Source organism: Pirellulales bacterium (genome assembly GCA_019636335.1).
Taxonomy (GTDB): Bacteria; Planctomycetota; Planctomycetia; order Pirellulales; family JAEUIK01; genus JAHBXR01.
Genome location: JAHBXR010000024.1, coordinates 59,095 through 81,200, shown reverse-complemented (window position 1 = coordinate 81,200; position 22,106 = coordinate 59,095). Strand labels below are relative to the sequence as shown.

At 63.2% G+C, this 22,106-nt stretch carries 15 protein-coding genes; 7 read left to right on the top strand and 8 right to left on the bottom strand.

Annotated elements, in window-relative coordinates:
• Positions 1-32 precede the first annotated feature (32 nt).
• From KF708_20280 to pheA, 4 genes are all read right to left on the bottom strand, one after another.
• Positions 33-905, bottom strand: coding sequence for a YicC family protein (locus KF708_20280; protein MBX3415032.1), 873 nt, complete (start codon positions 903-905; stop codon positions 33-35).
• A gap of 101 nt (positions 906-1,006) precedes the next feature.
• Positions 1,007-1,477 (bottom strand): preprotein translocase subunit SecG, encoded by a 471-nt coding sequence (gene secG / locus KF708_20275; GenBank protein ID MBX3415031.1) that lies wholly within the window; start codon positions 1,475-1,477, stop codon positions 1,007-1,009.
• A 19-nt stretch (positions 1,478-1,496) separates the two neighbouring features.
• Positions 1,497-2,261: a triose-phosphate isomerase gene (tpiA, locus tag KF708_20270; protein MBX3415030.1), complete on the bottom strand. Its 765-nt coding sequence runs from the start codon at positions 2,259-2,261 to the stop codon at positions 1,497-1,499.
• Between the two features lie 151 nt (positions 2,262-2,412).
• A complete protein-coding gene (gene pheA, locus KF708_20265) occupies positions 2,413-3,531 on the bottom strand; it encodes a prephenate dehydratase (protein ID MBX3415029.1) in 1,119 nt (372 codons plus the stop codon).
• A 616-nt stretch (positions 3,532-4,147) separates the two neighbouring features.
• On the opposite strand from pheA, the gene dnaK reads away from it, so the two are divergent.
• The 5 genes from dnaK (at position 4,148) to KF708_20240 (ending at position 12,432) form a co-directional block, all read left to right on the top strand.
• On the top strand, positions 4,148-6,064 hold the full coding sequence (dnaK, locus tag KF708_20260) for a molecular chaperone DnaK (GenBank protein ID MBX3415028.1): 1,917 nt from the start codon (positions 4,148-4,150) through the stop codon (positions 6,062-6,064).
• A 368-nt stretch (positions 6,065-6,432) separates the two neighbouring features.
• Positions 6,433-9,105: an ATP-dependent chaperone ClpB gene (gene clpB, locus KF708_20255; GenBank protein MBX3415027.1), complete on the top strand. Its 2,673-nt coding sequence runs from the start codon at positions 6,433-6,435 to the stop codon at positions 9,103-9,105.
• A gap of 300 nt (positions 9,106-9,405) precedes the next feature.
• Complete coding sequence (locus KF708_20250) at positions 9,406-10,125, top strand: histidine phosphatase family protein (GenBank protein MBX3415026.1); 720 nt, start codon at positions 9,406-9,408, stop codon at positions 10,123-10,125.
• A 16-nt stretch (positions 10,126-10,141) separates the two neighbouring features.
• Positions 10,142-11,347: an acyl-CoA dehydrogenase family protein gene (locus KF708_20245; GenBank protein MBX3415025.1), complete on the top strand. Its 1,206-nt coding sequence runs from the start codon at positions 10,142-10,144 to the stop codon at positions 11,345-11,347.
• 14 nt (positions 11,348-11,361) lie between these two features.
• Positions 11,362-12,432: a phosphotransferase family protein gene (locus tag KF708_20240; protein MBX3415024.1), complete on the top strand. Its 1,071-nt coding sequence runs from the start codon at positions 11,362-11,364 to the stop codon at positions 12,430-12,432.
• A gap of 890 nt (positions 12,433-13,322) precedes the next feature.
• Here the strand turns inward: KF708_20240 and KF708_20235 are convergent.
• From KF708_20235 to KF708_20225, 3 genes are all read right to left on the bottom strand, one after another.
• Positions 13,323-14,096, bottom strand: a complete 774-nt coding sequence (locus tag KF708_20235; protein MBX3415023.1) for an NIPSNAP family protein — start codon at positions 14,094-14,096, stop codon at positions 13,323-13,325.
• Positions 14,097-14,226: 130 nt separating this feature from the next.
• Positions 14,227-16,548 carry a redoxin domain-containing protein gene (locus KF708_20230; GenBank protein ID MBX3415022.1) on the bottom strand — a complete coding sequence of 774 codons (2,322 nt, stop codon included), beginning with the start codon at positions 16,546-16,548 and terminating at the stop codon, positions 14,227-14,229.
• A gap of 185 nt (positions 16,549-16,733) precedes the next feature.
• Entirely contained in the window at positions 16,734-18,665 is a 1,932-nt protein-coding gene (locus tag KF708_20225) for a tetratricopeptide repeat protein (protein ID MBX3415021.1), read from the bottom strand.
• A gap of 211 nt (positions 18,666-18,876) precedes the next feature.
• On the opposite strand from KF708_20225, the gene KF708_20220 reads away from it, so the two are divergent.
• Both KF708_20220 and KF708_20215 read left to right on the top strand, forming a co-directional pair.
• Complete coding sequence (locus tag KF708_20220; GenBank protein MBX3415020.1) at positions 18,877-19,521, top strand: VTT domain-containing protein; 645 nt, start codon at positions 18,877-18,879, stop codon at positions 19,519-19,521.
• Between the two features lie 35 nt (positions 19,522-19,556).
• Positions 19,557-21,581, top strand: coding sequence for a YjhG/YagF family D-xylonate dehydratase (locus KF708_20215; protein ID MBX3415019.1), 2,025 nt, complete (start codon positions 19,557-19,559; stop codon positions 21,579-21,581).
• A 41-nt stretch (positions 21,582-21,622) separates the two neighbouring features.
• On the opposite strand, the gene KF708_20210 is transcribed toward KF708_20215, so the two are convergent.
• Complete coding sequence (locus KF708_20210; protein ID MBX3415018.1) at positions 21,623-22,030, bottom strand: hypothetical protein; 408 nt, start codon at positions 22,028-22,030, stop codon at positions 21,623-21,625.
• Positions 22,031-22,106: the final 76 nt, after the last annotated feature.

The window sequence follows — 22,106 nt, the reverse complement described above, 5'->3', positions numbered from 1 at the left end:
GGGCAACGACAGCGGCGCTCGCCGCCGGTCGCTCACTCCACGTTCTGGATCATCTCGCGGATGCGTTCGATGTAGGTCTTGATCTCGATCACGTGCCGCGCGATCTCGACGTCGTTCGCCTTCGAGCCGATGGTGTTCGTCTCGCGGAACATTTCCTGGGTCAGGAACTCGAGCCGGCGGCCGGCGCTTTCGTTCGTCTTCGTGCTGGCGCGAAACTGCTCGAGGTGGCTCTTCAGACGGACGATCTCTTCGGAAATATCGCTCCGTTCGCCGAAGATGCTGATCTCCTTGATCAGGTCCGACGGCTCGAGCGTCACGCCCAGTTCGGCGAGCGAACGCTTCATGCGTTCTTCGAGCCGTGCTCGGTAGCCTTCGGCCACCAGCGGCGCGCGAATTTCGATCCGTCCGAGCTCGATCTCGATGGCATCGACGTTCGCGAGAAGATCGCTGGCCATGGCGGCGCCTTCACGCTGCCGCATCTCGGTGAGGTGCTGAATGGCCCCTTCCAGCGTGGATTTGACCAAGGGCCAGATTTCGGAGGTATCGGTCGTGCGGACCTGGCCTTCTTCCACGACCCCCGGCAGCGCCAGCAGGCTTTCGAGATTGATCGGCTCGGCGATCCGCCACTGCTCGTGCAAGGCTTCCAACTGGGCACGGTAACTGGCCAACGCGACGGCGCTGATCTTGAACTCGTCGGGCGAGCGGGGGCGATCGACCCGGAGCGTGACCTGGATCGTGCCACGCTTGATCTGCTGACGAACCGCCTCCTCGATTTCCTGCTCGAGTGCGCTGTAGGTGTCGCCACAGCGAACGGTGAGCTTGAAATAGCGGCTGTTGATCGTACGGATTTCGACCGCGACGGTTAGCCCGTCTTGTTGACTGTGGGCCTCGCCGTACCCGGTCATGCTCAACAGCACGTGAGCTCACTCCAAGAAAAAAGGACATCGAGCCGCCACGTCGTGCGTGGCGAGTGGGTGGGGAAGCAGCCGGTACGGCCCCTGCCAGGCTACGGCGACGGAGTCGATTCGGCTGGGGGGGGGGCGCCGCTATCGGCCGGCGCGGCGGCTCCCTCAGCAGGGGGCGTCGCGGCAGGCGTCTCGGTTGCCGCCGGTGTCTCGGTTGCAGGGGGCGTGGCATCGCCAGAGGCAGGGGCAGTCGTTTCCCCCGCGGCCGAGCCGGTTGGCGAGGTGGCGGGCTGATCTCCCGTGGCGCCGCTCGTCACTCCGCGTCCCACGTCGAGGCGATTGTCGCCCGTCGAGAGGACCTTGTCGGCCGCCACGCAGAGCAGGATCCAGGCGGCCGCCGCCACAATGGTGACTTTGGTAAAGACATCGCCGGCCTTCGTGCCGAAGGCGCTCTGACCTCCCATGCCGCCGAGGGCCCCGGCCAAACCGCCGCCACGTCCACGTTGGACCAGCACCAGCAGGACCAGGAAAACGGCCACCACCGACAACAACACCATGATCAAATAAGCCATGATCGGTCTCGCCTTAAAATCAGGAAAGGGTCGCGGCGATGATGCCGAGGAAATCTTCGGCCTTCAGGCATGCCCCGCCCACCAAGGCTCCATCCACATTGGGCTGACCGAGCAGTGAGCCGGCGTTGTCCGGCTTGACGCTGCCGCCATAGAGGATTCGCACGCGCTCCGCGACGCCGGCATTGTAGCGAGCGGTCAACAACTTGCGAAGGTCTAGATGGACCTCTTCGGCTTGCTCGGGGGTGGCGACCTTGCCCGTGCCGATCGCCCAGACCGGCTCGTAGGCGATCACGGTCCGCAGGGCCTGCTCCTCGGTCACGCCGCTGTAGGCGGCCTCGAACTGGCGGCGAATCACCGTGGCGGTCTGACCGGCTTCGCGTTCGGCGAGCAACTCGCCGACGCAAACGATCGGCACCAGCGGCCCCGCCGCGGCCAGCGCCGCCAGGGTCTTGCGATTCACGTCCTGGTCGGTCTCGCCGAAGATATGCCGCCGTTCGCTATGGCCGAGAATGACGTAGGTGCAGCCCAGGTCGAGCAGCATGCTGGCGCTGATTTCGCCCGTGAACGCGCCGGCGGCCTCGTAGCTCATGTCTTGGGCGCCCCAGGCGACGGGGGTGCCGCGCAAGGCGGCTCCCACGGCTTCCAGATAGACGAACGGCGGGCAGTAGGCCACGTCGACCTTGTCGGGCGACTTCACCCCGGCGGCCACCGCCTGCGACAGCTCGACGCCGCGCTGACGATCGAGATTCATCTTCCAGTTTCCGGCAATCAACGGCTTTCGCATGGATCGAGACCTTCCAAACGCCTGCGGGGAAACGAGCTAACGCTTTGTCAAAGGGGAGTATGCTCGGCTACCAACGAGCATGGCAGACACCGACGAAAGCCATGGCCCGGAGTGGAGCCGTGGCGGCTGTGGGGCTTGCAGCAGGCGGGAATTATCCCACTGGAGTGCTGCGGGGGTAAGACCCCAACGTCTCGAATCGGAGCGATTTTCGCTCCAGCGAGGCCAGGGCCTTGCGCACGCGCAGGTCTTTCTCGTGCCCGTCGAATTCGACGAAGAACAAGTACCCACCCTGTTGGAGCGGGATGGGAAAGGACTCGATCCAGGTCATGTTCAGCCGATTGCGCTTGAAGATGCCCATCGCGTCGGCCAGTGCGCCGGGGCGATGTTCGATCTCGAACATGACGGCCGTCTTGTCGTGCCCGCTACGGACGCCCGAGTGGTCGCCAATGACGGCGAAACGGGTGAGATTCGACTGGTTGTCTTCGATGTTCTCGGCCAGGATGTCGAGGCCGTAATGCACTCCGGCCTGCCGGCTGGCGATGGCCGCGGCGCCGGGCTTGTCCTTGGCCAGTTCGGCGGCGGTCGACGTGCTGGTGACTTCGACGACTTTGGCCTGCGGCAGATGCCGGGCCAGCCAGTTGCGGCACTGCGAGATCGCCTGCGGCTTGCTGTAGACCTCGGTCACCTCACCGCGCGGGCATTTGCCCAGCAGGCAGTGGTGGATCCAAAGCTGTACCTCGCCGCAGATCTTGAGGGGCAGCCGCGTGAAGTTCTCGAGCGTGTCGGCGATGCGGCCGTCGGTCGAGTTCTCGAGTGGCGCGAGGCCGAAGTTCACGTGCCCCCGGCTGACTTCCTCGAACACCGCCGAGATCGTAGCGACCGGCACCAGTTCGACACTCTGTCCGAAGCGATCGAGCGCGGCCAGGTGGCTGTAGCTGTAATGCGGTCCGAGGAAGGCGACCTTGAGCACGCGCTCGAGCGACCGCGAGCCGCTGATAATCTCGCGAAACACCGCGCGGACGCACTCGGGCTTGAGCGGGCCCTTCGACGCCTCGACGACGCGGGCCAAAACCTCCTCCTCGCGATTCGGTGCGTAGACGGGCTGGCCGTCTTCGGCCTTGATCTTGCCGATCGCGATGGCGTGCTTGGCCCGCTCGTTCATCAAGCGCACGAGCTCGCTATCGATCTTGTCGATCTGGCTACGCAGGGAAGCAAGGCTGGGCGTGCGCGCCGGGGTGTTCGGCTTGGCGGCAGGCTTCTTTTTCCCCATCGGCGCGCTCTCTGAGACAGATCGGCGCCCGACGGCGGACGTCGACCGTGGCGCGAGACATTACCCCCCACCAACTCTACGTTTGCGGCGGAATTACGTGCCTCTTGTACTTGCCGTTTTTAGGGGTGTCAAGCAGTTGGAAACCTTCGTGTGGCACGCCGAAAACGCGCCATTCCGCTGACCGCTTCAATCCTCAAATCCGCACGTTTCGCGGGACTTTTCCGCCGTGGCGACTGCTATCCCCTGGGGAGCCTGCCGGGCTGCCAAATTGGCAGGGTAAAAAATGGTGGCTTCGCCAGTTTGTCAATTTGGCAGATGGTGCGACTCGCCCGCCTGAATTGATTGCAAGTCGCGGGGGAAATCGGTGGAACAAGATGTTTTAGCCTATAGACTTACGAGTAGTTGTTAGTGCGCTGCCGTCTCGGCACAACCTTTGCTATTCACTCGAATCAACCGATCGACCATGCCGTAATTCGTATGCGCGCGGAGAGGGGACCAGCGGGGCACCTCACGCGGCCGGCAAGGCGGGAGTCCCCAACGGGCAGCTACAGAAGACACACAAACGGCACGCCAGCAGAAAGCTCGAGCGCGTCGATCGCGGAGAAAGGAGCAACACATGGCTCACGGTGAAAAGATTATCGGGATCGATCTCGGCACGACCAACTCGGTCGTGGCCGTCATGGAGGGGAAAGAGGCGAAGGTGATTCCCAATCAGGAGGGCAATCGCCTCACTCCCAGCGTCGTCGCCTTCACGGACAAGGGAGAGGTCCTCGTCGGCGAGCCGGCGCGCCGCCAGGCGGTGACCAATCCGCGACGAACCGTCTACTCGATCAAACGCTTCATGGGTCGCCGTCACGACGAGGTGGCCAACGAAGAGAAGATGGTCCCTTACGAGGTCGTCGGCGGCGCCAGCGACTACGTGAAGGTCCGGGCCGGAGACAAGGAGTTCACACCGCCGGAAATCTCGGCGATGATCCTGCGCAAGCTCAAGGAATCGGCCGAGGCCTATCTCGGCCACAAGGTGAACAAGGCCGTCATCACGGTGCCGGCGTACTTCAACGATGCGCAGCGCCAGGCGACCAAGGACGCCGGTGAGATCGCCGGGCTCGAAGTGGCCCGCATCATCAACGAGCCGACCGCGGCCGCCCTGGCTTATGGGCTCGACAAGAAGACCTCGGAAAAGATCGTCGTCTTCGATCTCGGTGGCGGTACGTTCGACGTGTCGGCCCTTGAAGTGGCCGATGGCGTGTTCCGCGTCATCAGCACGAACGGCGATACCCACCTCGGTGGCGATGACTTCGACGAGGTGCTGATCCACTACGTGGCCGACGAGTTCAAGAAGGAGCAGGGCATCGACCTGCGCAAGGACACGATGGCCCTGCAACGCCTGCAAGAGGCGTGCGAAAAGGCCAAGAAGGAGCTCAGCTCGGCGCAGTCGACCGACATCAATCTGCCCTTCATCACGGCCGACGCCAGCGGTCCGAAGCACTTGCAGATCAACATCACGCGGGCCAAGTTCGAGCAGTTGGTCGATCAGTTGGTCGAACGCTGCCGCGGCCCGCTGATGCAGGCCCTGCAAGATGCCAAGATGCAGCCGAAGGATATCGACGAAGTGGTGCTCGTGGGTGGTTCGACGCGTATTCCCAAGGTGCAGGAACTGGTTCGCAAGATCTTCGATAAGGAGCCGCACAAGGGCGTGAACCCGGACGAGGTGGTCGCCGTCGGCGCCGCCATTCAAGGTGGCGTGTTGGCCGGTGTCGTGCAGGACGTGCTGTTGTTGGACGTAACCCCGCTGTCGCTCGGGATCGAGACGTTGGGGGGCATCTTCACCAAGCTCGTCGAGCGCAACACCACCGTGCCGACCGAGCGGAAGCAGACCTTCAGCACGGCCGACGACAACCAGACCGCCGTGACGGTGCGCGTGTTCCAGGGCGAACGCGAGATGGCCGCCGATAACCGGCTGCTCGGCCAGTTCAACCTCGAGGGCATCGCTCCGGCGCCGCGCGGCATGCCGCAGATCGAGGTGAAGTTCGACATCGACGCGAACGGCATTCTGAACGTGTCGGCCAAGGATCTGGGCACCGGCAAGCAGCAGACCGTGCGTATCGAGCAGTCGAGCGGCTTGTCGGAATCCGAGATCGATCGAATGCGCAAAGATGCCGATTCGCACGCTGCCGAGGACAAGCAGAAGCGCGAGTTGGCCGAGGCACGCAATCAGAGCGAGTCGGCCGTCTTCGATGTCGAAAAGACCTTGAAGGAGCACGACGCCAAGCTCAAGGATGCGGATAAGGAAGCCGTCCGCGCGGCAATCAACAAGGTTCGCGAGAAGGCGCAGGGGAACGACCCGGCCGCCATCAAGGCCGCCGTGGGCGAGCTCCAACAAGTGGCGCAGGCCCTGGGCAAGACGCTCTACGAATCGAGCGCCACGGGGGCTGACGCCGGCGCCGCGCCGGGCGCGACGGCCGGCGGGGCGAATGGCTCCGGTTCGACCCCCGAAGACGATGCCATCGACGCCGAATTCGAAGTGAAGTAAGCGACCGCTCGGTCGCTTGCCCGCGACGATCTTTCACAACGCAAAGAACGAGTGAGGCACCTGCCGAGGTGGAGAGCAGGGACGAGCTTCCGCGGATGGCGCACGTCTTAACGTCCGCTTGAGCGGAAGATCGTCCGTGTTGCGCGGCGACGAGAGGCGAGAATTCCGTCTCGCGAAGTTTCTCACGATACGGTCGCATGATTCGACCTCTTGTTGCTGCGCAACACCGACGCCTTTGCTGCTTGCGCTGGTCTGCGTGCTGATGCCAGTCGGGCAAAGCCGTCGGTGCCACCCCAGCGGCTTTGCTCACGCCTGAGCTATTTACATGGCGCACGCCCCAATCGATGGCGTGCAGGAGATTTTCAAGCATGGCTTTTCGCATGGACAAGCTGACGATCAAGTCGCAGGAAGCGCTGCAGGGCGCGCAGGAACTGGCGGCCGACCGGGGGAATCCCCAGATCGATCCGCTCCATCTGTTGGCGAGCCTGCTCGCCGAGCCGCAAGGCGCGGTCAGCGCCGTGTTGGGGCGTATCGGCGCGAATCGCGATCAACTGAATCGCTCGGTCGAAGGAGAGCTCAAGCACTTGCCCAAGATCTCCGGCGGAGCGCCGCCGCAGATCGGTCAGCCGCTGTCTCAGGTGCTCGAGGCCGCTTCGGCCGAAGCGACGACGATGAAGGACGAGTTCGTCTCGGTCGAGCACCTGCTGCTGGCCCTGACGAAGACCGACAACAAGGCCCGCAACATCCTCAAGCTGAACGCGATCACCGAGAAAGAGGTGCTGGCGGCGCTGCGCGAGGTGCGCGGCAGCTCGCGCGTCACCGATCAAACGCCGGAAGACAAGTTTCAGGCCCTGGAAAAGTACGGCATCGACCTGGTGGCGCGCGCCTCGCAGGGCAAGCTCGATCCCGTGATCGGACGCGATCAGGAGATTCGCCGCGTCGTGCAGGTGCTGTCGCGGCGGACGAAGAACAATCCCGTGTTGATCGGCGAGCCGGGCGTCGGCAAGACGGCCATCGCCGAAGGGCTCGCGCTGCGCATCGTGCAGGGGGACGTGCCCGAAAGTCTCAAGAACAAGCGCGTCATTGCGCTCGATCTGGGGGCGCTGATTGCCGGAACGAAGTTTCGCGGCGAGTTCGAAGAGCGGCTGAAGGCCGTGCTGCGCGAGATCAGCGACGCCGGCGGCAACGTGATCCTCTTTATCGACGAGTTGCACACCGTGGTCGGCGCCGGCAATGCCGAGGGGGGGGCCGATGCGTCGAACCTGCTCAAGCCGGCCCTGGCGCGCGGCGAGCTGCGCTGCATCGGGGCCACGACGCTCGACGAGTATCGCAAGTACATCGAGAAGGATCCCGCGCTCGAACGCCGCTTTGCGCCGATCTACATCGGCGAACCGTCGGTCGAAGACACGATCGCCATTCTCCGCGGATTGAAAGGGCGTTACGAAGCGCACCACAAGGGGGTGAAGATCAAGGACTCCGCGCTCGTGGCCGCGGCCAAGCTTTCATCACGCTACATCACCGACCGCTTTCTGCCCGACAAGGCGATCGACCTGGTCGATGAAGCGGCCAGCCGGCTGGCGATGGAACTGCAGAGCGTGCCGAGCGAGATCGACGAAGTGCAGCGGCGGCTCGTGCAATTGGAGCTCGCGGCGCGGCAACTCGCCGACGAGACCGAAGAGCACGCGCAAGACCGTCTCGTCGAGATCGAAGACGAGATGCACGACCTCAAGTACAAGCTGGCCAACCTGCGCGAACAGTGGGAAGCCGAGAAGCAAGGCGTGGGGGACGTGGGGGAGATCCGCGCGCAGCTCGACAAGACGGAGCTGGAATACACGCAACTCGCCGCGGCCATCAACGAAAAGCAGTCGCGCGGCATCCCGGTGGGCGAAGAGGACTACCAGCAACTCTTCGAGTACGACACGCTCCGCAAGAAGCTGGCCACGCAGCTCGAGTCGGCCGGTACTCCGCCGCCGACCACGGGGCGTCGCTTGCTGCGCCGCGAGGTCGGTCCAGAAGAGATCGCCGACGTCGTGAGCGCGTGGACCGGTATTCCCGTCTCGCGCATGCTCGAGACGGAGCGGGCCAAGCTGCTCGTGCTCGAAGAACGTCTGCACCAGCGCGTCGTCGGCCAGGACGAAGCGGTCGAGGCCGTGGCCAACGCCGTGCGCCGCAGTCGCTCGGGCTTGCAGGATCCGAACCGCCCGATCGGCTCGTTCATCTTTCTGGGCCCCACGGGCGTGGGCAAAACGGAACTGTGCAAGGCGCTCGCCGAGGTGCTCTTCGACGACGAGAACGCCATGGTGCGCCTCGACATGAGCGAGTTCATGGAACGGCACACCGTGAGCCGCTTGATCGGCGCACCGCCGGGCTACGTCGGATATGAAGAGGGGGGGCGGCTCACCGAGGCCGTGCGCCGGCGTCCCTACTCCGTGGTGCTGCTCGACGAGATCGAGAAGGCCCATCGCGACGTGTTCAATATCCTGTTGCAGGTGCTCGACGACGGGCGGCTCTCGGACAACCAAGGGCACACCGTCGATTTCACGAACACGATCATCGTGATGACGTCGAACATCGGCAGCCAGTTGATCCAGGAGATCACGCGCGAGGGAGGCAGCGAGGAAGAGGTGCGCACCGCGGTGCGCGAGGCGCTCGAAGCCCGCTTCCTGCCCGAGTTTCTGAATCGCATCGACGAGACGATCGTCTTCCATCCATTGGAGCGGAAGCAGATTCGCCAGATCGCGCAGTTGCAGATCGACCGGCTGAAACACCAGCTCGAACAGCATGGCATCGCGCTCGAGGTGACGGAGGGGGCGCTCGATGCCATCGGCGAGCGGGGCTACGACCCCACGTACGGCGCTCGACCGCTGAAGCGGGTGATCCAGCAGCAGATCCAGAATCCTCTGGCGACGGAGATCCTGAAAGGGAACTTCAACGAGTCGACCGGAGCCCGGGTCGATTTCCGCGATGGAGAGTTCGTCTTCGAGCGGATCGAGCAAGGAAGTTCGCCGGCCGAGGAATCGCCGGCGGCGGCACGCGGCTGATTCGCGGCTTGGAAAAACCAAGTGGCACCGGCCGCCGGCCGGTGTTGTGAGGATTCGAGCTCCGTCAGTACATCCCCACGGACTACTGCACAGGCCGGCGACCTGTGCCACGGTGGGTTTTTGTCGGAACTGAATTCCGCGGCTCCCACTCTACGCGGCCGTGCTGGAGCCGTTATACTCGCGGCACGCTGCGTGCCCCGGTCGACCGGGGCGTGGCCCAGCCGGCACGGGGGGTGCTTCGGCCCGGGCCGCTCTTCTCGCACGCGTTCCGACAGCGATCCGGGAAGCGAATTTGACGTCATGAGCATCTTGTTCGTCGTGCGCCACGGTCAGGCCTCGTTCTTCGAGGACCACTACGATCGACTCTCCGCGCTCGGCCGCAAACAATCGCGACTGCTCGGCGAGTATTGGGCCGCGCGCGGGATCACTTTTGACGAAGTCTTCACCGGGCCGCGCGAGCGCCAGATCGATACGGCCCACGAGGTGGGAGAGTCGTTCCGCGCCGCGGGACTCGCCTGGCCCGAGCCCACCGTGCTCGAGGAGCTCGACGAGTACCAGGCCGAGGCCGTGCTCAAGCAGGCGCTGCCGTCGCTGCTCGAGGAGCATCCCACGCTGCGCGAGATGTACGCGGCGGTCGAGGCCGCCGAGGGGCGCGACGAGAAGCTCCGCACGTTTCAACGCGTGTACGAGGTCGTCATCGGACGCTGGGCGCGTGGCGAGCTCGACCTGCCGGGCATCGAGCCGTGGGCCGAGTTTCGCGATCGCGTCCAGCGGGGCTACGATCGCATCACGGCCGAAGGAAGCTCCGGCCGCCGCGTGGCGGCGTTCACCTCCGGTGGCCCCGTCGGGGTCTCGATGGAGCGGGCCCTCAAGCTGCCTCCCGAAACCACCCTGCAGATCGCCTGGATGGTGCGCAACGGCAGCGTCTCGGAGTTTCTCTTCTCGGGAAACCGCTTCACCCTCAGTTATTTCAATTCCTTTCCGCATCTCTCCGAACCAGAGATGTGGACTTACCGCTAATCGGGAGCACCGTGCGATGGATTTTGGAATTCCCAGCGAGACACGCGAGATGCTCGACGCGATGCGCGAGTTCGTCGAGCAAGAGTGTTATGCACTCGAGCCCTTGGTGAATGAAAAAGGCTTTGGCGGCGCCAAGACCGAGCTCAATTCGTTGCGTAGCAAAGTGCGCGAGCGCGGCTGGTGGTGCCCGCAGATTCACAAGGAGCACGGCGGCATGGGGCTGACGCTGCTCGAGCACGGCATGGTCAGCGAGGTGTTGGGGCGCAGCCCGCTCGGGCATTACGCCTTCAACTGCCAGGCCCCCGACGCCGGCAACATGGAAATCCTGATCCAATTCGCCACGCCCGAGCAGAAGAAGCGTTTTCTCGAGCCGCTGCTGCAGGGTCAGATTCGCAGTTGCTTCTCGATGACGGAGCCGGGGCGTCCGGGTTCGAACCCGACGTGGATGGAGACGACCGCGGTCAAAGATGGCAACGACTACGTGATCAACGGCCGCAAGTGGTTCACCTCGGCGGCCGACGGCGCGGCGTTTGCCGTGGTGATGGCGGTGACCGATCCCAGCGCTCCGCCTCATGCCCGGGCGAGCCAGATCCTGGTGCCGTGCGATACGCCGGGCTTCAACTTCATTCGCAACATCCCGATCATGGGGCACGCCGGCGGCGACTACGACAGTCATGCCGAGATCGAGTATGTCGACTGTCGCGTGCCGCAGTCGAATCTGCTGGGAGCGGAAGGCGCCGGCTTTGCCATTGCCCAGGAGCGTCTCGGTCCGGGACGCATCCACCACTGCATGCGGTGGATCGGCATCTGCGAGCGCTCGTTCGACCTGATGTGCCGCCGGGCTGCCTCGCGCGAGGTGGCGCCCGATCGCGCGCTCGGCACCAAGCAGATTGTCCAGGCGTGGATTGCCGAGAGTCGTGCCGAGATCAACGCCGCGCGGCTCATGGTGTTGCAGGCCGCGTGGAAGATCGACCACGTCGGCATGTACGAGGCCCGCGAGGAGATTTCGTGCATCAAGTTCTTCGTGGCCGACGTGCTGCTCAAGGTGATCGACCGCGCGATCCAGGCACACGGCGCGCTGGGCGTGACCAGCGACACGCCGCTGGCGGCGTTCTTGCGGAATGAACGGGGCGCGCGCATCTACGACGGCCCGGACGAGGTTCACAAGATGGTCGTGGCGAAGCGCATCTTGAAGAATTATGGAATTCAGGTTTCGGGTTGAGCGAGAGGTGAAGGATGTTCGAGCAGTATCTCGACAGAACGAAGACGATTCGCTCGGGCGAAGAACTCGATCTCGCGCGGCTTGAGCCGTTTTTGCGCGAGCATCTTCCGCAGACCGAGGGGCCGCTGGCGATCGAGCAGTTTCCCTCGGGGCACTCGAATCTCACCTACCTGGTGAAGTTTGGCACGCACGAGTACGTGTTGCGCCGTCCGCCGTTCGGCAGCAAGGTCAAGACCGCGCACGACATGGGACGCGAGTTTCGCGTGCTGAAGCACTTGCACGCGCATTACGCTCCCGCGCCCGAGCCCTTGTGCCATACCGATGAACTCGACGTCATCGGAGCGCCGTTCTATGTCATGCGTCGCATCCCGGGAGTCATCCTGCGGCGCGATCCGCCGCCGGGGTTGGACCTCACGCCCGAGATCGCGACGCGGTTGGGCGAATCGTTCATCGACAATCTGGCCGATCTGCATGCCGTGGACTACGCGGAGATCGGCCTGGCGGATCTCGGCAAGCCCGAGGGGTACGTCGAGCGGCAGGTGAGTGGCTGGATCAAGCGCTACAGCGGCTCGCAGACCGACGAGATCCCGGAGGTGGAACGTGTGGCGGCGTGGTTGACGGAGAACTTGCCTGCCGAGAATAGTGCCGCGCTGATTCACAACGACTACAAGCTCGACAACGTGCTGCTCGACACGCGCGATATCACGAAGATCGCCGGCGTGCTCGACTGGGAAATGTCGACCCTTGGCGAGCCCCTCTCCGATCTGGCCACGACGGTGAGCTACTGGATTGAGGAGACGGACTCGCCCGAGCTGCAGTTGATCCGCTGGGGCCCGACCACCGTGCCGGGGAGCCTGACACGGCAGCAACTGGTCGATCGCTACGCCGCGCGGACGGGGCGCGACACGTCGAACATCGTCTACTACTTCGTGCTGGCGCTGTTCAAGACGGCGGTCATCGCGCAGCAGATCTATTATCGCTACCACCAGGGACTGACCCAGGATCAGCGCTTCGCGTTTTTTATCGAGGCGACAAAGATCCTGGTCCGCGCGGCCGACGCGGCGAAGGATCGCGGGACGCTGTAGATGAAGCATCCATCAAACAAGTGGCACAGGCTGTCAGTGCATTGTCAGAGCCAAAAAATTCGGGTTGCCTTTGCTAAATTGGTCCTCGCATCGTGAGCGCGTGGAACTTGGGAACCCGAAAACAGGGTTTGACGCTGCTCTAAGGGGGTAGCACCGACGAGTTTCCGCAGCAGGCGTGAAACTTATCTCGCGCGAGTCGGAAGCTCGTCGGTGTCGCGCAGCGACAAGAGGTTCGTTTTGATCTGACCGGCGTTGTGGCGAGGCTGCGCTGCTGAAATGCGCTGTCCGATCGACCCTCTGGTTGCTGCGCAACACCGACGACGGTGCGACTCGAGTGTGTTGTCGTGTGCGGCGTCGCGCCGCACCATCGTCGGTGCTACCCGGCTGAGCAGTCCTTGAAACTACCGCATTGCTTCCCTGTACTGCGTCATGAATCGTTCTCGGTGTTCCCAGGATACGAAGCAAGTTAAATGCATTGCGCTGTTCGAGTACGGGCAGAGCGGATCATTCTTGTCGTCGATGAATTTCGAGAAGGCGACAATCTCTTGCAGATCTTCCATCGTTCGACGACAGATGGAACAGGGCATACCTACCCACTTAAGTGCCAAGAGATGCTTCTGCGATCTGATGCTTCCGTCTGGTAGCATTTCCTGGTCATCCATCGTCGCGTTATATCGGGCGACGAACGCCTCTCTATGCTCCCAGTTTGCGAAGCACTCGGGATGCATTGCGCTGTCGGAATACGGCCAAAGTGGATCACTCTCATCGACGATGAAGTGCGAGCAGGCGACAATCTCTTGCAGATTGTCGATGGCTCTATGGCATATGGAACACGGAATTCCTTCCCAGACAATTGCCATAAGCCGTCTCCGCGCGGCGAGCTAAATGCTTTACTTCGTCGGCGAGTAATCAGTCGGCACCAGCAGGACCGACTTCACGCCGTCGGGCGCGGTGAGCGAGCCGTCCGCTTCTTTTTCCGAGGCCTCTTTGGCGGCGATCCATGTGGGATCTTCGCGGAAGGCGGCGAAGCTGGCTTCGCACGCCTCTTTCGACTTGTGCTCGAGCATATAGACGAGTGTCAGGCCCGCGCCTTTTTGCTTGTTGTCGAGCCACCAGTAGCCGAAGTGTCGCATGCCGTGCTTCGTGAAGAGGTCGATCGTGTGATCGCGAAAGCGCGCGTCGAGGTTGTCGAGATTGTCCGGCGTGCAGGTGTAGGTGCGCAGCTCGAAGAGCGGCGGTTCGCTGCCCACCTTGGGGGCGATCTTCGGTGAATAGTCGGTGGCATGCAGGAAGGTCGACTCGACGCCGGCGACCAGCTTGCCATCCTTCTCCGAGGCATCGCGCGCGGTGTGCCACTCGGAATCGGCCAGAAACGCCTGCCACGCCTGGTTGCGCGCGGCACGGTCGGGATACGCGAGGATGTAGTAAAGCTTGTTCTCCGAGTTGTCGAGCGGCGCCCAATAACCGACGTTCGTCATACCGTGCTTTTCGAACAGCTGGCAGGTGTGGTCGCGGAAGCGCGCGTGCAATGCGTCGAGCTTGCCGGGCGCGGCCGTGTAGACGCGCAGTTCGTAGCAGCGCGTGTCGGCAGGTTTTTCGGCTTTGGCGGGGGCGACCAGGGCAAGGGTCGAGACGAGAGCGGCAAGTCCAGCTTCCAGCAGCATGGCGAGGGTCATCCTTCGGGGTACGAATCGGGGTGAGAGCGCGCGGAGATCGCGGCACGCGCGAACCGCTCAGGCTGGCAGCCTGTGCCCGTTGAAGCCTTGTCTTAGCCGACCGGGAATCGTGCGGCAACTACTCGTTCTTCTGCTGCGAGTCGTCGAGCAACCGGCCGACCTCGGACAGATACTCGACCGCCTGGGGTGGGAACGCATCGGGCTCCGAACTCCAGAAGTTGACCGTCCCCCGTTTGCCGCGCACGGTGACCGGCACGTGCATGCTCGACTGCACTCCCTTGCGGACCATGCGCGACATGATCGAGCCGGGGGCCTGCGTGAGATCGTCGTAGACGACCACTTCGTCCCCGGCGGCGGCCGCGGCCAAGGCCTGACCGTCTGCCTTCATCACGTTGGCGGCGTTACGGAGGGTTGTCTCGAACTCATTGATCTCGGTCACGACGAACGGACGCAGCTTGTCCTCTTCGACGTAGGTGACGCAGACGCGATCGAGTTGGGGCGCCGTCTGCGCTACGAAGTAGCTGAAGAAGCGGAATTCTTCGTCCTTGGCCAGGGCCCGGTACGACGATTCACGCGTCTGCTGGTCGAGCTGCGGAGCTTCGTGCGCCCAGCGAGTGCGGAACTCTTCGCTCCGCGCCACCGGCGGCGGTTGCGGCTTCGTCAGGTCCTGATCGACCAGCGCCATCTCGAACCAGCCGAACATCATCTCTTCCCACGTCTGCTCGCCCCAGCGAACCTCCTTCGACGGGTCGGGATTGTTCAGGTTGTGCTCCGAGTTGTCGAAGTGGGCCGTGCAGTGCATGACCGTCCCCCGCGGCAGGATCTTTGGCTCTTTGAAGACGTAGGTGGTCTGCCAGCCGAAGTCGTAGTTCGGCACGGAGAGGACCGTCTCGCGCTTGCCGTCGGGATAGAGCAACTCGTAGAGGAAATCCTTGCCCCGCACGTGCATGTGGGGCGAGACCGACCAGAGGATCGAGTCCTCGCGGAACTCGAACTCCGACTTCACTTCGTGGTTGTCGGCATGGGGCGGAATCTTGAAGGTGAAGTTGCCCGCCTGCTTGGTGGCCACTTCGCGCTTCACCGAGGCCGGATTGGCGAATTTGATGCCCAGGTAGCTGCGGTCGGTCTGCTCGACCCCGTTCGGCGTGTAGTGCAGCTCGAAGATCAGCTTCGCGCCGGCGGGGAAGTAGCGCGCCCAGCCTTCGGGCAGCACCTGCGGACGCAGGCCCGGCGCGTAGGCCGCCAGCCAGTCGTTGCGCAGCTTGCCGGCCGCCCCCTTCTTGGGACCCTTCGGCGGCATGATGTACATCACGATATGATGCACGACCGAAGGGTTGCCGGGCCGCGGCTCGATGGCCGAGATCCAACGATCTTCCTGCCAGCCCGGATCGATGACGAACCGCTCGTACGGCACGGTTCCCTCGGCCGGAACCGTGTACGGCTTCTCGTCCATGTAGATGATTTCGTCCGGCTCAGGCATCATCCAGCCCTCGGCGAACTGCGGCGGCTCGGGCAGTTCGCTGCGATTTCCTTCCGGCGCGCCGGCGGCGACCCAACGGGCAATCAGATCCTTGTCTTCATCCGCCAGCCGGGCATCGTTGACGAAATCGCCATGACGTGGGTCGGCGTGCCACGGGGGCATGCGCTGCGTCTCAACGACCTCGCCGATCATCTCGGCCCAGCCGACGACTTCCTCGTAGGTGGTGAGCGGGAAGGGGGCGATCTGACCATCGCGATGGCAGAAGACGCAGTTCGCATTCATGATCCGCGCGATTTGATTCGCATAGGTCACGTCGCTCGCCGCGCTCGGCTGCCGCGTGCGGCCGATGAGACAGCCCGGCGCGTCTTTTTCCGGCACCGTGACTTGCTTGCCGTCGAGCAACTCGCCGAGCGCGTTGGCCAAGTCACGCGAGCGCGGCGCAGCCAGGTGATAGGCGATGCCGTTGGGCTGAAAGCCATATTGGTCGTCGATCCGGCCGTGGTAGCGCACCTTGCGCTCGCGGTCCAGCACGAACACCTCGGGCGTGCGCTCGGCCTGCAGTTGATCGGCCAGCACGTTGCCGACATCTTTCAGGATAGGGAATTCAATTCCGTGGTCGCGAGCGTGGGCGGCAATCTCGCTAACGGCGTCCTGACGATTCGAGTTCACCCCGAGAAACGTTACGCCGCGCGGAGCGAATTCCGTAGCAAGCTGCGCGAGCCGGGGACTATACAGCTTGGCCAAGGGGCAATCGTTGCCCAGGAAGGCCAGCACGAGGATGTCGCTCTCTTGGTAGTCGTCGAGCTTGTGGACCTTGCCACGATAATCGCGCAATTCGAAGGCGGGCGCTTGCAGACCGATGTGCGAGGCCTCGGCAGCCGGCGCCGGCTGCGTCGTTGAGAACGCGAGGTCTGCGATGATAGCGGTCGCGATTAGTTGCCAGCGAAAAAGGGCCAACATGACAATATCTCCAATCGCGCGATGAAACCGCGCGGACGAAGTCTTCGCGATATAGCGATAGTCCCGGCGGATAGTTAGCACCCAAACAAAGACGTATTCTGGTGCATCGTCTGGGGCAAGGTCAAGTTTTTGAAGGCGAGGGAATGGCGCCTGCTGGGGCCGCGACGTACCACTTGGAGAAGAAATCAAGGAGGTGAAACTCGGTCGCGACGCGGAGTGCGAGACTTAAACGTCGCCAAATACCCACGTCGACGCTCGATCTCTTCCGGAACGCCGAGCCGTTGCCCTAGTTTGATGGCCTTTTCCTGCCATTCGACGGCCTTCTCGAAATCAGCGAGCTCCGCGTGTCCGGCGGCCAGTAAGTCGATCGCGGCAGGATCTTCCCACTCGGTCAATTCGCAGAGCTTGGTAGCCAATCCCACAGCTTCGTTTCCATTGCGGTACTTCGGGTCGGCGCTGCAGCCGCGGAGACTTGCCAACGCTGCGTAGGGATACAACTCTGTCGGCGACAACCTAATGGCGGTTTGGTAGTCGACGATCGCGTTTTCCAGATCGCCTTTTAGTTCCCAAGCCGCACCACGCCCGTTGAAAATGCTGCCGTTCTGAGGTGTGAGCTGCAGAGCGCGATCATAATCCTGCATGGCCTTGTCCCCCTCGCCGAGATCGCACCAGACATGACCGCGATAGCAAAGGGCATCGGCATGATCTGGAGCAATTTCCAGGGCCGAGTTATAGTCCCGTAACGCATTCATCGAGGCCCCGGACGTGCGCCAGGCGTGTCCGCGATGAATCAAGGCCATGACGTTCTTGGCATCCAGTTTCAGCGCCTGGTCGTAGTCTTCGATCGCGCGTGGATAGTGCTGTGTGTCGAAGAAGCAGTCGCCTCGCGCGCGGTAGGTTTCGGATTCCTGGTTTCCCAGCTTGATCGCTCGCGTGAAATCGTCGATCGCCTTCTTCAACTCGTTATTGGCTAGCAGAAGCCGGGCACGCGCCAGATAAAGTTCGGCGGTTGGCGCCTGTTCAATAGCGATATCCAAGTCCTCGCGCGATTGCTGGTGATGCCGCTTTAAGATCGAGAGGCGACTGCGCATCTCTCTTGCGAGTGCATTCGTTGGATCCAGGCGAATAGCAACGTCGAGGTCGCTTCGAGCGCGTGTGGGATGCTTCATGTCAGCCCAGAGCGCTGCTCTGGCAATGTAGGCATCCACGTAATCTGGATCGAGTTTGATGGCAGCAGTCTGATCTTCGATGGCGCGCTCAAATTGGCCGCGCGCACCCCATATCAGTCCTCGGAAGTGATAGGGCTGGGGGGTCAAGGCATGGAGTTCGATGGACTTGTTGAAATCGTTCAACGCCAGCTCCAATTCTCCTTGTTCCCGGCGAATCCTACCGCGATAGAAATACGCCGCTGGCGATTGCGGATCGATCTGTAGGGCAGCGTCACAATCGTTGAGTGCTCGGGTCAGTTCTCCCTTGCGCATCCAAGCAATCGCCCGATTGACGAGAGCATCCACATACTTGGGATCGATTCGCAAAGCGTTGCCGAAGTCCGCAATCGCCAAGTCGAGCTTGTCTTGCTTCCCCCACAGAATGCCCCGCGCGTTGTAGGTTCCGCGGAAATTTGGATCTAGACGCACTGCGTTACTGAGATCATGAATCGCGTCATCTGGTCGCCCGAGGCGTTCGTTCACGACGGCGCGATTCAAGTACACTGACGTTCGGTCGGGTTTGATACGGATCGATTCTGTGAGATCGTCGTGAGCCAATTCGTATTCGCCTTTACTGAACCGGACAGCCCCTCGGCGCGCAAAGGCACTTGAATCTGCGGCATTCGCCTGGATGCGATTGCTGAAGAACTTTAACGCCTGATCTGCCGTCATCATATCGGACTTGCGAATCCAGGCGGATTCGAGCCAGACCCAATCTTCGCGGACGGCGCCGATCGTCGCTGGATACGGGAGTAGTCGTGCGTCGACGCGTTTCGGACCCGAGAACGCTTCAGCATCGGGATTGAAAAAGACCTTCTGCCCGATCAGCGTCTCCTGGGCGTTGGAAATGCGCGGCGCGCCAGGGACGCAAAGCGCGGCGGCGGCGAGAAGTGCCCACGAAGTTTTCACCGCTTGCTTCCTAACCAGGTTGCGTCGATGAAGGAATGCTCGGCCGTCAAACAGTCTACTCTAATCATAGAAAGCAGACCGTTGATAGCAGAACTGTCCGAATTCTTCGCTCATTTTGTCGCAGCAGGCCATTGGTAACGCCGCAGTACTCGCATACCCTGGAGGGAGGTCGGACAGATTGTGTCCGCTTCACCACCATTGCCGCCACGTCATGCGAGAGCTTCTCCGCCCCCTACTTCTCGTCACCCTGGTCCTGGCGGTGCCCATCGTGCCGTTTGCCTTCTTCGGCGCTTCGCTCGAACAGCAAACGCTCGACTGGCTGGACCGCGCCGTCACGCCCGGGCGGATGGCCCTCCTCACCGTGAGCGTCCTGGCGAGCGATCTCCTGCTCCCCGTCCCTTCGAGCGTCGTCAGTACGCTGGCCGGGGCTCGGCTGGGCGTGCTCGGTGGCACGCTGGCCTCTTGGACGGGCATGACCGCCGGCGGAATCATCGCCTTTGCACTGGCACGCTGGCTCGGGCGTCCCTTTGCCGAGCGGATGGCGGGGGACGAAGCCTCGCGGTTAGAAAAACTAGCAACCGAGTATGGTGCGCTGCTCGTCGTGGGCGCCCGCGCACTACCGGTATTGGCCGAGGCGAGCGTCTTGCTCGTCGGCGCGATGCGGCTTTCGTGGCGGGCCTTTTTGCCGGCGCTCGTCCTTTCGAACCTGGGCATTGCCCTGGCCTATGCGGTGTTCGGCGTGTGGGCCGAACGTGCCAACGCGGTGCCCGCGGCGATCGTGGCCTCGATTGCAATTCCGGTCCTGGCCACGACAATAGCGCGCTGGTGGCTCGCGCGGCCGGTCGCGGTCGAGTGAGCCGCGCTCCCTTCTGCCTTCTGCCCGAGATGTCCATGTCCAACTCGCCTGCCGGCAACCCCGGCCCCGCCGCTCTGCTCGATACCCCCGATGTTGGCCTGCTCGAAGTCGATACCAAGGCTGCCGGTCCCGCGGGCTCGCTGCCGTTGTCCGACGAAATGCTGCGCGAATGGCCCAGCGGCGACCTGTTCGGCTTAACGCAGAACGCCGGCATGGGCTGGAGCCCGGCCGAGATGCTCGGCCCGCAGTTCCTGATCTTGAGCACGCAGGGGGGCATTCGCGCGGAAGATGGCCGGCCGATCGCGCTCGGCTATCACACGGGACACTGGGAAGTCGGCCTGCTGATGCGCGCCGCGGCCGAGACGTTCAAGGCGGCCGGGGGCGTGCCGTTCGCGGCGTTCTGTTCCGATCCTTGCGATGGACGCACGCAGGGGACCGTCGGCATGTTCGACAGCCTGCCCTATCGCAATGATGCGGCCATCCTGCTGCGGCGCCTGATTCGTTCGCTGCCGACGCGGCGCGGCGTGATGGGCGTGGCCACGTGTGATAAAGGTCTGCCCGCGATGATGCTCGCCCTGGCCGGCAGCCGCGATCTGCCGGCCATTCTCGTGCCGGGCGGTGTCACGCTGCCTCCGGCGCAGGGCGAAGATGCCGGTAAGGTGCAGTCGATCGGCGCGCGATACGCGCATGGCGAGATTTCGCTTGAAGAAGCGGCCGAGCTCGGTTGCCGCGCGTGTGCTTCGCCGGGAGGCGGTTGCCAGTTTCTGGGCACGGCGGCCAGTTCGCAGGTCGTGGCCGAGGCGCTCGGTCTGACGCTGCCGCACACGGCGCTCGCGCCATCGGGGCAACCGATCTGGCTCGACGCCGCGCGGCGCAGCGCAAGCGCGCTCGTGGAAATGGAACGGCGCGGGATCAAGGTTTCCGACATCGTGACCGATGCCGCGGTGCGCAATGCGATGGCCGTCCACGCCGCCTGTGGCGGTTCGACCAATCTGCTGCTGCATCTGCCGGCGGTGGCGCACGCGGCCGGTCTGCGCCGCCCAACGGTCGACGATTGGACCGCCGTGAATCGGCGCGTGCCGCGACTGGTCGACGTGTTGCCCAACGGCCCGACGGGGCATCCTACGGTGCGGTTCTTCCTGGCCGGTGGCGTGCCCGAGGTGATGCTGCACCTGCGGGCGCTGGGGCTGGTCGAACTCGGCGCCCTGACTGCGTCGGGGCAGACGTGGGGCGAAGTGTTGAGTTGGTGGGAGAACTCCGCGCGTCGCAAGCGGCTGCGCGAGGTCCTCTTCGAGCGCGACGGAGTAAAGGCGGATGACGTGGTGATGAGCCCCGAGGCAGCACGTCGGCGCGGATTGACAAGCACGGTCTGCTTTCCGCGCGGCAACCTGGCGCCCGAGGGCTCGGTCATCAAGAGCACGGCGATCGATCCCGCGGTGGTCGACGCCGACGGCGTCTATCGCAAGCTGGGACCGGCGCGGGTCTTCACGCGCGAGCGCGAGGCGATCGCGGCCATCAAGGGCAAGGGACCGAACCCGATTCGCCCCGGCGACGTGCTCGTGCTTTGCTGTCGTGGGCCGTTAGGCTCGGGCATGGAAGAGATCTATCAGATCACCGCGGCGCTCAAGCATCTCTCGTGGGGCAAGCAGGTGGCGGTCGTTACGGACGCACGCTTCTCGGGCGTGAGCACGGGCGCTTGCATCGGGCACGTCGGCCCAGAAGCATTGGCCGGCGGTCCGATCGGCAAGCTCCGCGACGGCGATCTGGTGCGGATCGTGATCGATCGCAACGAGCTGGTCGGCTCGGTCGACTTTGTCGGTACGAGCGCGGGAACATCGGGGCAGGGCGAGTTGACGACGAAGGAGGGGGCACGCGAGCTGGCTTCTCGACCGCCGCGCGAAGATCTTTCAGCCGACGAACGCTTGCCCGACGACACGCGCTTGTGGGCGGCGCTGCAACAGGCGAGCGGCGGCACGTGGGGAGGCTGCGTGTATGACGCGGAGCGGATTGCGGAATTGCTCGCCGCCGGTCAACAGACGCTCGAACGCAAAATACATTAGATCGTCCACAGTATTTCGGCGTGGGCGGTCGTCGGTTTCCCTCACCACGGGCGCAGTTCTCGCGCTGATGGCAATGACGTGGGTGCGCTGCCCGCCAACCCGTAGACCTCGATACCTGCCAGGACACCGTCCTTCTCGAAGACAAATACACCACTTAAATTGCCTTCTTCGCCGAACACGAAATCCGAAATCGGATGGACTCCTGGCGGCGGAAGTGGATGTCCCTTGAGCTGAAACTCGATGCTGGCGCAGCCACAAGGACATCGCTTGGGAGTAACTTCTGCGATCTCGAGTTGTGGTAGAAATCGGGCGGCTTCCGGTTCGCCATTTTCAAGCATCCAGCGGACCAGTTCGTACTCTTCGGAAGTAAGCGGACGGTTACCTTCCATTCCGTCATCGTAGCACGACTGCATAGCGCTGGTGTATTCGTCTTGAACATAATTCTCCATCAATTCAACCGTCTAATACCGCCTTGCTGGTCAATGTGCGAACTTTCTACAATGCCAGCAGTCTTGAAGTAGTGGG

Excerpts from the sequence above, each read along its gene's own strand:
- secG (MBX3415031.1), bottom strand. The coding sequence starts at position 1,477 with ATGGCTTATTTGATCATGGTGTTGTTGTCGGTGGTGGCCGTTTTCCTG.
- KF708_20240 (MBX3415024.1), top strand. The coding sequence starts at position 11,362 with ATGTTCGAGCAGTATCTCGACAGAACGAAGACGATTCGCTCGGGCGAA.
- tpiA (MBX3415030.1), bottom strand. The coding sequence starts at position 2,261 with ATGCGAAAGCCGTTGATTGCCGGAAACTGGAAGATGAATCTCGATCGT.
- KF708_20210 (MBX3415018.1), bottom strand. The coding sequence starts at position 22,030 with ATGGAGAATTATGTTCAAGACGAATACACCAGCGCTATGCAGTCGTGC.
- KF708_20215 (MBX3415019.1), top strand. The coding sequence starts at position 19,557 with ATGTCCAACTCGCCTGCCGGCAACCCCGGCCCCGCCGCTCTGCTCGAT.
- KF708_20235 (MBX3415023.1), bottom strand. The coding sequence starts at position 14,096 with ATGCTGCTGGAAGCTGGACTTGCCGCTCTCGTCTCGACCCTTGCCCTG.
- KF708_20280 (MBX3415032.1), bottom strand. The coding sequence starts at position 905 with ATGACCGGGTACGGCGAGGCCCACAGTCAACAAGACGGGCTAACCGTC.
- pheA (MBX3415029.1), bottom strand. The coding sequence starts at position 3,531 with ATGGGGAAAAAGAAGCCTGCCGCCAAGCCGAACACCCCGGCGCGCACG.
- KF708_20250 (MBX3415026.1), top strand. The coding sequence starts at position 9,406 with ATGAGCATCTTGTTCGTCGTGCGCCACGGTCAGGCCTCGTTCTTCGAG.
- clpB (MBX3415027.1), top strand. The coding sequence starts at position 6,433 with ATGGCTTTTCGCATGGACAAGCTGACGATCAAGTCGCAGGAAGCGCTG.
- KF708_20245 (MBX3415025.1), top strand. The coding sequence starts at position 10,142 with ATGGATTTTGGAATTCCCAGCGAGACACGCGAGATGCTCGACGCGATG.
- KF708_20230 (MBX3415022.1), bottom strand. The coding sequence starts at position 16,548 with ATGTTGGCCCTTTTTCGCTGGCAACTAATCGCGACCGCTATCATCGCA.
- dnaK (MBX3415028.1), top strand. The coding sequence starts at position 4,148 with ATGGCTCACGGTGAAAAGATTATCGGGATCGATCTCGGCACGACCAAC.
- KF708_20220 (MBX3415020.1), top strand. The coding sequence starts at position 18,877 with ATGCGAGAGCTTCTCCGCCCCCTACTTCTCGTCACCCTGGTCCTGGCG.